The organism is Variovorax sp. P1_H12_2 (assembly GCF_056405335.1).
On sequence record NZ_JBFUCI010000189.1, the window covers coordinates 1 to 11,429 of the forward strand.

The window sequence follows — 11,429 nt, forward strand, 5'->3', positions numbered from 1 at the left end:
GAGGGGTTGGACGCCGCGCAGCAGCTCGACATAGAGCGCTTCGGCGTCGGGGATTGCGTTCACGGGAGACTCCTCAGGAACTGTTCAAGGATGATGCAGGCCGACGCGGCATCGGCGTCGCGCGCGCCGCCGGCCAGCGCCTCGGTGGTGCTGTAGCGCTCATCGACCTCGTACACCGGCAGATGGAAGCGGCCATGGAGCTGCCGGGCGAAACGCTGGGCGGCGCGGGTGTTGTCGTGCGGTGCGCCGTCGGGGTGGAAGGGCACGCCGACCACCAGCGCGTCGGGCTGCCATTCGCGGATCCGGGCTTCGACCTGCGCGAAGCGGGCATCGCCCTCGGCCTTGATGGTGGCCTGCGGCGTGGCCGTGCGCAGCAGCCGGTTGCCGCTCGCGACGCCGGTGCGCTTCTGGCCGTAGTCGAAGGCCAGGAAGCTTTGGAAATGGGAGGGGACGGACAGAGCAGGAACAGCGCGGTCAGGCATCGCCGGAACGCTCATGCGTGCCCCGCATCGGGCGACAGCGTCCAGGCCTCCAGGCCCAGCAGCGACAAGGCCTTGTCGTAGCGCTGCTCGACCGGCGTGTCGAAGATCACGGCCGGGTCGGCGCCCACCGTGAGCCAGCTGTTCTCGGCCAGCTCGGATTCGAGCTGGCCCTCGCCCCAGGCCGCGTAGCCGAGCGAGACCAGCACCTTGCGCGGGCCGGCGCCGGTGGCCATCGCTTCCAGCACGTCCTTGGAGGTGGTCATCTCGAGGCCGCCCGGGATCGTCATGGTCGAGGCGTAGACCGACTCGTTGGGCTTGTCGGCGTCCGCGAACACCGGCTCGTGCAGCACGAAGCCGCGCTCGGTCTGCACCGGGCCGCCCTGGAACACGGGCGCGTTGCCGAGCTCGGGGCGCGACAGGTGCAGCTCGATCTTCTCGAACAGCACCTTGAGGTTGATGTCGCTGGGCTTGTTGATCACCAGGCCCAGGGCGCCGCGCTCGCTGTGCTCGCACAGGTAGACCACGCTGCGGCTGAATGCCTTGTCTTCCAGACCCGGCATCGCAATCAGGAAATGATGCGTGAGGTTCATGGGGGCAGAATCGAAGGCCATGCCGCCGATTTTACTGGCCGTCGACAAAATCTATCCCAGGGGCCTCATGTGGTTTAGGCGCGATCTGCGCGTGGACGACAACGCGGCGCTCTACCAGGCCCTGCGGGCCTGCCGGCAGGTGGTCTGCGTGTTCGTTTTCGACCGCGCGATCCTCGACCCCCTGCCCCGCGCCGACCGGCGCGTGGAATTCATCCGCGAGTCCCTGGTGGAGCTGCAGGCGGAGCTCGAGGCGCTGGGCGGCGGGCTGATCGTGCGCCACGCGGCGGCCGAGGACGAGATCGCGCAACTGGCGCGCAGCCTGGAAGCGCAGGCGGTGTTCGCAAACCGCGACGACGAACCCGGCGCACTCGACCGCGACGCCAGGGTGCTGGGCGCGCTGGCCAACGCCGGCGTGGCTTTCCACACCTACAAGGACCAGGCCATCTTCGAGCGCGACGAGCTGCTGGCGCAGGCCGGGCAGCCCTACACCGTCTTCACGCCCTACAAGCGCGCCTGGCTGGCCAAGGTCGACGCCTTCTATCTCAAGCCGTATCCGGTTCGCAGCCACGCCGAGGCGCTGGCGCCGCCGCCCCACGCGCTGCGCGCGCCGGTGCCGACGCTGGCCGCGCTGGGCTTCGAGAAGACCAACCTGTCCGGACTCGAGATCCCGACCGGCAGCCAGGGCGGCGCCGCGCTGCTGGGCGACTTCCTGCAGCGCATCGACCGCTACGACACGGCGCGYGACTTCCCCTCGGTGCGCGGCCCGAGCTACCTCGGCGTCCATCTGCGCTTCGGCACCGTCTCGATCCGCCAGCTCGCAGGCCTGGCATACCCGCTGTCGCAGCAGGGCAATGGCGGCGCGGCGACCTGGCTCGGCGAGTTGATCTGGCGCGACTTCTATTTCCAGATCCTGGCCCACCACCCGCGCGTGGCCGAAGGCGGCGAATCGCACAGCTTCCGGCCCGAGTACGACAAGATCCAATGGCACCATGGCAAGCACGCCGACCAGCTGTTCGACGCCTGGTGCCAGGGCCGCACCGGCTATCCGCTGGTCGATGCCGCGATGGCGCAGATCAACCAGACCGGCTACATGCACAACCGGCTGCGCATGGTGGTCGCGAGCTTTCTCTGCAAGGACCTGGGGCTGGATTGGCGGCGCGGCGAGCGCTATTTCGCCCTGCACCTGAACGACTTCGAGCTGGCCTCGAACAACGGCGGCTGGCAATGGGCAAGCTCGAGCGGCTGCGACGCCCAGCCCTATTTCCGGATCTTCAACCCGGTCACGCAGAGCGAACGCTTCGACCCCGAGGGTAAGTTCATCCGCCGCTACGTGCCGCAGCTCGCGAAGCTGTCGGACGGCGCGCTCCATGCACCCTGGACCGCCAAACCGGTCGAACTGCTGGCGGCGGGCGTCGAACTCGGCGTGAACTACCCGAAGCCGGTGGTCGACCACGCCGAGGCGCGCGAGCGCACGCTGCAGCGCTATGGAGTGGTGCGGCAGGCGGAGCGCGCGGCGGGAAACGGTCGGCTCCGGTCATAGGGCAGGCGCCCGGCGAGCCCGCAGCTGCTCGCCGACTTCCATCCCTCGAGTGATTGTCCAGAGCCCGCTTGCTGCGGGCTTTGTGCTTTTGGAGCGCCCGGGCTGTGCGGCCCCACGCCTTGCCATTCACGCAAGCCCCCATCCATCAAGCTGATGGAAACCCTGAGAAGATATTTCAAATATCTTTCTAATATATTAACAACTCACTTCGCCCTCTCACCATTTGCAGGAGCACCGCAATGAACCATCCCCGCTGGCAAGGCATCTTCCCTGCCGTCACCACCAAGTTCCACGCCGACGAGCGCATCGATGCCGAAGGCACCGCGAAGCACATCGACTTCCAGATCCGCAACGGCGTCCACGGCATCGTCACCTGCGGCTCCCTGGGCGAAGCCAGCACCCTGACGCTCGAGGAAAAGCTGGACGTCGCGAGGATCGCGCTGGACGCGAGCGATGGCCGCGTGCCGGTGCTGGCCAACGTCTCCGAGACCAGCACGCGCGAAGCGCTGCGCTACATCGACGGCGCCAACAAGCTCGGCGTGGCCGGCTTCATGGTGATGCCCTCGGTCATCTACGTGGCCGACGCGCGCGAAGCCATGCTGAACGTGCGCACCATGGCCAACGCAGCGCAAAAACCGGTGATGGTCTACAACAACCCGATCGCCTACCGGGTCGACCTGTTGCCCGCGCACATGGCCGAACTGGCCGACTGCGAATGGATCGTCGCCATCAAGGAAAGCTGTGGCGACACCCGCCGCATCACCGACCTGCGCAATCTGCTGGGCGACCGCTACCAGTTGTTCCTCGGCGTCGACGACCTGGCCTTCGAAGGCCTGGCGCTGGGCTGCGATGGCCTGCTGGCGGGCGTCGGTTGCACCTTCCCGCGCGAAACCGTGGCGCTCTACGATTTGATGAAGGCGGGCCGGTTTGCCGAAGCGCTCAAGCTGTACCAGTGGATGACGCCGATGCTGCACCTGGACGTCTCGACCAAGCTGGTGCAAAACCTCAAGCTGATCGACCTGCTGGCCGGTGTCGGCACCGAGCACATGCGCCGCCCGCGCCTRCCGCTGGTCGGCGAAGAGCGGGCATTCATCGAAAAGGTCGTGAGGCAAGCGCTCGCGACCCGGCCGCCCGAATACCGATCGGTCAGCTGAATCCGTTCCAAGCCGCCCATTCACCGCCTCCCAACCAAGGAAAAAGCATGAAGACCGTCGCACACACGATTCCGCTTCTCGGCCTCGCCTTACTCGCCCTCGCGGGTCCCGCGCAGGCCCAGGAGCAGGTGGTCAAGATCGGCCACAGCGGTCCGCTGTCGGGCCCCAACGCCTATGCGGGCAAGGACAACGAAAACGGCGCGCGTCTCGCCATCGAGGAGCTCAACGCGAAGAAGATCGTGGTCGGCGGCAAGACGCTGAAGTTCGAGCTGCATTCCGAGGACGACCAGTGCGACGCCAAGACCGGCGTCAGCGTCGCGCAGAAGTTCGCGGACGAGGGCATCAAGTTCGTCATGGGGCCCTACTGTTCAGGCGTGGCCATTCCTGCTTCGCGGGTCTACAGCGACGGGGGGGTGCTGCTGTCCACCGTGGGCACCAACCCCAAGGTGACGCAGGGCGGCTACAAGAACCTCTACCGCATCATCGCGAGCGACAACCAGATCGGCTCCGCCATGGCGGTCTATGCGGCCAAGGTGCTCAAGGTGAAGACGGTGGGCGTGATCGACGACCGCACCGCGTTCGGCCAGGGCCTGGCGGAGGAGTTCACCAAGGAGGCGAAGGCGCAGGGCCTCACCATGGTGCGGCAGGAGTTCACCACCGACAAGGCGGTCGACTTCACCGCCATCCTGACCAACCTGAAGGCCAGGCAGCCCGAAGCGATCTTCTTCGGCGGCTACGCACCGCAGGGCGCACCCATGGCGCGCCAGATGAAGCAGCTCGGGATCGCCGCGAAGCTGCTCGGCGGCGACACGCTGTGCAGTCCGGAGATGGGCAAGCTGGGCGGCGATGCGGTCAACGACGCCGTCTTCTGCGCCCAGGGCGGCTCGATCCTCGAGAAGGCAGTGAGCGGCCCGGCCTTCAAGGCGAAGTTCAAGAAGCGCTTCAATGTCGATGCCGACGCCTATGCGGCCTCGTACTACGACCAGCTCATGTTCATCGGCGAATCCATGCAGAAGGCCAACTCGGTCGACCCCGACAAGGTAGGCGCGGAACTTTACAAGGCGACCTACAAAGGCGTGGCTGCCAGCTACAGCTACGACGACAAGGGCAACCTGAAGCAGGCGCCCATCACGGTGTTCACCTTCAGGAACGCCGCGCCGGTGCCGCTCGACAGCTACTGAGGAGCACGGCCATGCAACGCATCCAGGTCATCGACTCACACACGGGCGGCGAGCCCACCCGGCTGGTCATCGGCGGGTTTCCCGATCTCGGCGGCGGCAGCATGGCCGAACGCCGCGCGCTGCTGGCCGGCGCGCACGACGCGTGGCGCTGCGCCACGGTGCTGGAACCGCGCGGCAGCGACGTCGTGGTCGGCGCGCTGCTGTGCGAACCCGTGGCATCCGATGCCGCGGCGGGCGTGATCTTCTTCAACAACGCAGGCTATCTCGGCATGTGCGGGCACGGCCTCATCGGCCTGGTCGCGAGCCTGGCCCACATGGGCCGCATCGGCGCCGGCAGCCACCGCATCGAGACCCCGGTGGGCACGGTGACGGCAACGCTGCACGAGGACGGCCAGGTCAGCGTGCGCAACGTCGCCGCCTACCGGCACCTGCATCAGGTCGCGGTGGCCGTGCCGGGCCATGGCATGGTGCATGGCGACGTGGCCTGGGGCGGCAACTGGTTCTTCCTGGCGAGCGATCATGGGCAGCGCGTGGCGAGCGACAACCTGGCCGCGCTCACCAGCTATGCGTCGGCCCTGCGTCATGCACTGGCGGCGCTGGGCATCCAGGGTGCCGATGGGGCGGAGATCGACCACATCGAGCTGTTCGCCGACGACGACCAGGGCGCAGACAGCCGCAACTTCGTGCTCTGCCCCGGCCTGGCCTATGACCGCTCGCCGTGCGGCACGGGCACGAGCGCCAAGATCGCCTGCCTCGCAGCCGTCGGAAAGCTGGCACCAGGCGAAGTCTGGCGCCAGGCCAGCGTGATCGGCAGTCGCTTCGAGGCCAGCTACGAACTGGCCGATGGGCGGGTCGTTCCGACCCTTCGCGGCCGCGCCCACATCAGCGCCGAAGCCACGCTCCTGATCGAGGACGACGACCCCTTCGGCTGGGGCATCCGCCCCTGAAGCATCGCAGATGAAAGCCGACGACGTTCTCGTGATTGGCGCCGGCATCGTGGGCGCGGCCTGTGCCCATGCGCTGGCTCAGGCCGGCCTTCAGGTGAGAGTGGTCGATGYCGGCCTGGGCGGAGCGACGGGCGCCGGCATGGGGCACCTGGTGCTGATGGACGACAACCCGGCCGAACTCGCGCTCTGCCGGCACTCGCTCGCGCTGTGGCATGCGCTGGCGCCGCGGATGGGCAGCGACTGCGCGTTCACGCGCTGCGGCACGCTCTGGCTGGCCGCCAACGACGACGAGATGGCGGCCGCCGAGGACAAGCGCGCGCGCCTTGCCGATCACGGCATCGGCTGCCGCCTGCTGGGGGCCGACGCGCTGGCCGCGGCCGAGCCCGCGCTGCGCTCCGGTCTGACGGGCGCACTCGAGGTGCCCGGCGACAGCATCGTCTATGCGCCCAACGCAGCGCGCTGGCTGCTCGCGCACACCGACGGCCGCGTCGAGGTCGAACGCGCCGAGGTGGTGGCGATCGAAGAGGACGGCGTCCGGCTCGCCGACGGCAGCCGCCGCCATGCGCCCCACATCCTGCTGGCCAACGGCATCCAGGCCACCACGCTGTGTCCGGAACTGCCGATCAGGCCCAAGAAGGGCCACCTGCTGATCACCGACCGCTACCCCGGCACCGTGCACCACCAACTGGTCGAACTGGGCTATGTGACGAGCGCGCACCACAGCGACGGACCCTCGGTCGCGTTCAACCTGCAACCCCGACCAACCGGCCAGTTGCTGTTGGGCTCCTCGCGCCAGTTCGACACCACAGACCCTGCCGTGGAAGCGGCCATGCTGGCGCAGATGCTGCAGCGCGCACTGGGCTACATGCCGGGCCTGGCGGAACTCAACGCGATTCGCGCCTGGACCGGGCTGCGCGCCGCCACGCCCGACGGACTGCCGCTGCTGGGCCGGCATCCCCGGCATGACAGGCTCTGGCTGGCCGTCGGCCATGAAGGCCTGGGCGTCACCACGGCCACCGGCAGCGCCGATCTGCTGGCCGCCCTCATGACCGGAGGCACGCCGGCTTTCGACCCCGCGCCCTACGCCCCGACGCGCTTCCTGGAGGCCGCATGAGGACAACCGCGCCGGCCATGCTGGCCCTGCACATCGATGGCTGGCCGGTGTCCGTTCCCGCGGGCAGTTCGGTCGCCTCGGCACTGCGCATCGCCGACGCCTGCGGCCTGGGAACCGCGCGCCATTCGGTGCGGGGCGAGGCCCGTGCGCCTTTCTGCGGCATGGGCATCTGCCAGGAATGCCGGGTCGACATCGATGGCCGGCGACGCCTGGCCTGCCAGACCGCTTGTGCCGAGGGCATGCGGGTGGAGACGCTGCGATGAAACCCACCCCCGTTGCCGGCTCACTTCGTGTAGCCGCCTCCCCCTCAAGGGGGCAACACCAGCGGCCCGGCGGAGCCGGTTCCGCGGTGTTCCTGGCCTCTGGCTGCGCCGGTTTCATGCGTCGCGGGTCACGCGATCGCATGGTGGAAAATTGATGAGCGCGCTGACCGAGCACTGCGACGTTCTGATCATCGGCGCAGGGCCGGCCGGCATGGCCGCGGCCGTGGCCGCTGCGCCCAGCGGCGCCCGCATCGTGGTGGTCGACGACAACCCGGCGCCGGGCGGCCAGATCTGGCGCGACGGACCCGGCGCGCACCTGCCTGCGGCCGCCGTGAAATGGCGCGATGCGGTCTCCCGTTGCGCCCACGTGCGGATCTGCAGCGGGACGCGCATCGTCGCCGCGACCGGTCCGAACGAACTGTTGCTGGAGGATGCGCAACGCGGCTGGCGGCTGCGATGGAAGAAGCTCATCCTGTGCACCGGCGCCCGCGAATTGCTGCTGCCGTTTCCGGGCTGGACGCTTCCCGGCGTCACCGGTGCGGGCGCGCTGCAGGCCCTCATCAAGTCCGGCTTGCCCGTGGCGGGCGAGCGCATCGTGGTGGCCGGCAGCGGTCCGCTGCTGCTGGCCGCCGCAGCCGCCGCACGCCAGGCCGGCGCGCAGGTCGTGCGCATTGCCGAACAAGCCGGCTTCGCAGCGGTCGCCGGGTTCGCGCTGCGGCTGGCCGRCTGGCCGGGCAAGTTCGCGCAGGCCTTGCCCCTGGTCGACCCGCAGTACCGAACCGGCGCGCAGGTCGTCGCGGCCCTGGGCAGCGGCCGKGTCAGCGCAGCGCGCATCCAGCGCGGCGGCCGCCAGACGGACATGGCCTGCGAACGCATCGCCTGCGGCTTCGGTCTGGTGCCGAACACGGAGCTCGGCCGGGCGCTGGGCTGCGCCATGGCGCCGGTCGCAGGCGGCATGCAGGCGCTGGCCGTCGATGGCATGCAGCAGTGCTCGGTGGCCGACATCTACGCGGCGGGCGAGTGCACCGGCATCGGCGGCAGCGAGCGCGCGCTGGTGCAGGGCGCGATCGCCGGTCACGCGGCCGTCGGCCATGCCGCCGCGGCGCAAGCCTGCGGGCCCGAACGCGCGCGCTGGAACGCCTTCGCCGCGCAGTTGCAGCGCAGCTTTGCGCTGTCCCCCGCACTCAGGCGGCTACCCGCGCCCGACACCCTCGTGTGCCGCTGTGAAGACGTGCCGTATGCGGCACTGGCGCCCTGCGCCGGCTGGACCGAGGCCAAGCTGCACAGTCGCTGCGGCATGGGCGCATGCCAGGGCCGTGTCTGTGGTGCGGCGGCGCAGATTCTCTTCGGCTGGACAGCGCCCGAACCGCGCCCCCCGTTCTCGCCGGCCCGCATTGCGACGCTGGCGGGCATTTCGAATTCCCATTCCGACTGAACACGCCATGCCCAGCCTGCAGGCCTCACCCGGGTTGGGCGGACAATTCCCCGCAAACTTCCACAGCACGCCGCCTCCGACCATGCCCCTCGCCTTGAAATCGTCCCAAGCGACCGCACCCAAGCGGCGCGCGGCGGATTTGGCCTATGACGCCATCGAGACGCTGATCTCGACACTGCAACTCGAGCCCGGCAGCCCAGTGGTCGAAGCCGACATCGCCGACTCCACGGGTCTCGGCCGCACCCCGGTGCGCGAAGCGCTGCTGCGCATGATCTCGATCGGCCTCATCGTGCAGCAGCCCCGACGCGGACTGCTGGTCTCCCAGATCGTTCTGGCGGACCATCTCGACGTGGTCCAGACACGCAGGGTGCTCGAAAACCTGATCGCCGCCTGCTCGGCGCGCCGCGCCACCGTCGTCCAGCGCAAGGAAATCGTGCGCTGCGCCGAGCGAATGGTGAAAGCGGCCGCGCGCGGCAACCTCGACGACTACATGCTGGCCGACCAGGAACTCGACCAAGCCAATCATCGGGCGAGCCACAACGACTCCGCGGTCAAGGCCGTCGTGCCGTTGATCGTCCAGTGCCGGCGCTTCTGGTATGCCTACCAGCATGAAGGCGACATCACCGAAGGCGCGAACGCGCACATGGAGCTTGCGCAGGGGATCGCGACCTGCGACGAAGCGGCGGCGGTCGCCGGCGCCAATCGGCTGATGGACTACCTGGAGCGATTCGCGCGCCGGGTGATCGACAAGTAGCGCGCCGATTTCCTTGGCTTGACGATGCTCCAGTTCAGAGCAAGCCCATCGATGCCCTGTTGGTCGACCGCCGCCGAATTCGATCATCAATTGACCAATCACACTCACTGACCCGTCAGCCGAAAGCGAAAACGCCTGAACAACTCCGTCTCTCCAGACCGGCAGCCGCGTAGCCGGAGGGCATAGCTGATCAGTGCGTGATTGAGCATATAGAGCCGGCTACCCTCCGCTACGCCGTTTGGGGAAAGGTTGCCCACGATCCACTCCATGGCTGATTGGCCGTCGTAGCGGGCTCGCGGCGCGAAGAGACGATCTGCACTGCCGATTTCGCCGTGCATGTTCAATGCATAGGCGAACGGATAGGGGCGACTGGCGCATTCCATGTCATTGCGGGTCATATCGGCAAAGGCATCGACATGCCGCTCCAGCATCTCGTCGGGKATCAGGTCCGTCCGTCCAGTGACGACGGCGGTCTCGATCAGATACGAGTACGCGATTCCATGCAGGAAGAAGTTCTTGCTCGGATCGATTTGCCGCCACTGCCCCACGAAATTTGTCACAAAGTCGTTAAAGTCCGGCAGTTCGTCGTGCAGTTGACCCAGGTTGTGTAGTGCCACGATGTAGTACAGCCCCATGTGGGTGCGTTCAACTTGGCCTATGACAGCCAGGAGTTGCCTTGCTTCCGCGAGCCAGTCTTTGCGGTATGCGAGGTACTCTCGCCGCCCGGATATGGCGATGGCGTTCAGCATCGTGAGGAGCGGGTAGATTTTCGGAAACGCCGGTGACATTGCCTGGGGAAACGCGGGCGGGTTGTTCAACTCGTCGGCCCGGTCCAGACAGTCCAGCACCTCGCGCATGTAGTCCCGGTCACCATCGAACATCAATGCGTCATACCCAAGCAATGAAATCGCCGAAAACAGTATCGATCCACCGCGCCCGCGGAAGAACGGCGCCGGGATCCGCTCCAGCACGTTCAGCGCTTCGCAAATGTAATTGCGCTTGCCCGCGACCAGCCGCTCCTGCTCGCCGGCTTGGCCAAAGGCGATGAACACGGCGGCAAAGGCAGAAAGCTTCTCGTATTCGCCGTGGCGACCGGCATTCTCATCCTTGATCTGGTTCGGCTGGATCTCGTCCAGCATGGCGAGCAGCTCGCCCGGAAAGTCCAGCTTGTCATTGTTCAGCAGCGCCGGATTGAGACCGAGCTTGGCAAAGGCGTCGATAAGAATGCAACCGGCCATGAGGCGCCAGTAGGGATTCGCCTCCGCCCGCACGGCTTGCAGCAAGGGGGTGAGGCTGGACTCGACTGCCACGCTGGCGACATCGCTGGCTGGATCGACCACGATCAGGATCTGCTCGGTCAGCAAGCGCGCGAACAGCGTATAAGCGTTGGAGGCCGGGACCTTTTCTGTCAGCAGCCCGAAGGCATGGCGAATGTGCCCCGCAACGGCCGCATCGTACTCGACCGGATACTGCCCCAGGCCGATGCCGCGCACGATGCGGCTCCACGGGGTGGTAATAATGCGGGATTCATTGGATAGATCGTTCAGCCCGAACACGGGCGAAAACAGCGAAGTACTGACCATGCGCGCCTCTTTTTTTGTGGTTGTTTGTGTGTAATGAACGGCTGTGTCGCGGCTAAGAGCCTGCGGCGCGTCCCCCCCCCCGGGGCGGGGGTGCCCCTCAAATAGGCGAGCCCCGCAACCCCAGCCATCTCGGGGCTTGTGCGGCGCTCCCGAAGGCGGAAAGGGTGGCGCTCCAGCTTGGTGAAGACTCGGCGCCCCTCTGCGCTTTTTTGGGCTCATCAGGTCGTAGTCGTTTCCCGTTTCAGCGGAGCATCGGGATGCTCCCCGTGCAAGCGCGCAGCCACGTGCCCGGGAGGGTTCGGAACCAGATGCGGCAGTGGCGGAACCGGCACGCCGAGGAATTCCGTGCGCCGACCCTCCAGCATGTCTAGTGCCCAGTTCAACCA

11 protein-coding genes are annotated in these 11,429 nt (G+C 67.5%); 8 read left to right on the forward strand and 3 right to left on the reverse strand.

The genetic code is table 11. The features are described 5' to 3' along the window. Window positions 1-59: 59 nt before the first annotated feature. Together ruvX and AC1D2K_RS19000 are read right to left on the reverse strand one after the other, a co-directional pair. Entirely contained in the window at window positions 60-482 is a 423-nt protein-coding gene (gene ruvX, locus AC1D2K_RS18995) for a Holliday junction resolvase RuvX (RefSeq protein WP_478090384.1), read from the reverse strand. Window positions 483-493: 11 nt separating this feature from the next. Continuing rightward, the gene (locus AC1D2K_RS19000) at window positions 494-1,093 is read right to left on the reverse strand and encodes a YqgE/AlgH family protein (RefSeq protein WP_478090385.1); all 600 of its coding nucleotides are present in this window, start codon (window positions 1,091-1,093) and stop codon (window positions 494-496) included. Here AC1D2K_RS19000 and AC1D2K_RS19005 point away from each other — a divergent pair. From AC1D2K_RS19005 to AC1D2K_RS19040, 8 genes are all read left to right on the forward strand, one after another. Then, the gene (locus tag AC1D2K_RS19005; RefSeq protein WP_478090386.1) at window positions 1,092-2,612 is read left to right on the forward strand and encodes a cryptochrome/photolyase family protein; all 1,521 of its coding nucleotides are present in this window, start codon (window positions 1,092-1,094) and stop codon (window positions 2,610-2,612) included. The two genes, AC1D2K_RS19000 and AC1D2K_RS19005, sit on opposite strands and share 2 nt — an antisense overlap. Before the next feature lie 239 nt (window positions 2,613-2,851). Further along, window positions 2,852-3,766 carry a dihydrodipicolinate synthase family protein gene (locus AC1D2K_RS19010; protein ID WP_478090387.1) on the forward strand — a complete coding sequence of 305 codons (915 nt, stop codon included), beginning with the start codon at window positions 2,852-2,854 and terminating at the stop codon, window positions 3,764-3,766. Between the two features lie 47 nt (window positions 3,767-3,813). Further along, the gene (locus AC1D2K_RS19015) at window positions 3,814-4,947 is read left to right on the forward strand and encodes a branched-chain amino acid ABC transporter substrate-binding protein (RefSeq protein ID WP_478090388.1); all 1,134 of its coding nucleotides are present in this window, start codon (window positions 3,814-3,816) and stop codon (window positions 4,945-4,947) included. An 11-nt stretch (window positions 4,948-4,958) separates the two neighbouring features. Then, window positions 4,959-5,894 (forward strand): 4-hydroxyproline epimerase, encoded by a 936-nt coding sequence (locus AC1D2K_RS19020; RefSeq protein WP_478090389.1) that lies wholly within the window; start codon window positions 4,959-4,961, stop codon window positions 5,892-5,894. Window positions 5,895-5,904: 10 nt separating this feature from the next. Further along, window positions 5,905-7,008, forward strand: a complete 1,104-nt coding sequence (locus AC1D2K_RS19025; protein WP_478090390.1) for an NAD(P)/FAD-dependent oxidoreductase — start codon at window positions 5,905-5,907, stop codon at window positions 7,006-7,008. Next, window positions 7,005-7,271, forward strand: a complete 267-nt coding sequence (locus tag AC1D2K_RS19030; RefSeq protein ID WP_478090391.1) for a (2Fe-2S)-binding protein — start codon at window positions 7,005-7,007, stop codon at window positions 7,269-7,271. Before AC1D2K_RS19025 ends, AC1D2K_RS19030 begins: the two co-directional genes overlap by 4 nt. Before the next feature lie 154 nt (window positions 7,272-7,425). Next, window positions 7,426-8,706, forward strand: a complete 1,281-nt coding sequence (locus tag AC1D2K_RS19035) for an FAD-dependent oxidoreductase (protein ID WP_478090392.1) — start codon at window positions 7,426-7,428, stop codon at window positions 8,704-8,706. Between the two features lie 82 nt (window positions 8,707-8,788). Further along, window positions 8,789-9,460: a GntR family transcriptional regulator gene (locus AC1D2K_RS19040; protein WP_478090393.1), complete on the forward strand. Its 672-nt coding sequence runs from the start codon at window positions 8,789-8,791 to the stop codon at window positions 9,458-9,460. Window positions 9,461-9,564: 104 nt separating this feature from the next. Here the strand turns inward: AC1D2K_RS19040 and AC1D2K_RS19045 are convergent, their stop codons facing one another. Beyond that, the gene (locus AC1D2K_RS19045; RefSeq protein ID WP_478090394.1) at window positions 9,565-11,043 is read right to left on the reverse strand and encodes a hypothetical protein; all 1,479 of its coding nucleotides are present in this window, start codon (window positions 11,041-11,043) and stop codon (window positions 9,565-9,567) included. Window positions 11,044-11,429: the final 386 nt, after the last annotated feature.

Bases quoted from the DNA above. Each gene is read 5' to 3' on its own strand.
- AC1D2K_RS19000 (WP_478090385.1), bottom strand. From the start codon at position 1,093: ATGGCCTTCGATTCTGCCCCCATGAACCTCACGCATCATTTCCTGATT.
- ruvX (WP_478090384.1), bottom strand. From the start codon at position 482: ATGCCTGACCGCGCTGTTCCTGCTCTGTCCGTCCCCTCCCATTTCCAA.
- AC1D2K_RS19030 (WP_478090391.1), top strand. From the start codon at position 7,005: ATGAGGACAACCGCGCCGGCCATGCTGGCCCTGCACATCGATGGCTGG.
- AC1D2K_RS19040 (WP_478090393.1), top strand. From the start codon at position 8,789: ATGCCCCTCGCCTTGAAATCGTCCCAAGCGACCGCACCCAAGCGGCGC.
- AC1D2K_RS19020 (WP_478090389.1), top strand. From the start codon at position 4,959: ATGCAACGCATCCAGGTCATCGACTCACACACGGGCGGCGAGCCCACC.
- AC1D2K_RS19015 (WP_478090388.1), top strand. From the start codon at position 3,814: ATGAAGACCGTCGCACACACGATTCCGCTTCTCGGCCTCGCCTTACTC.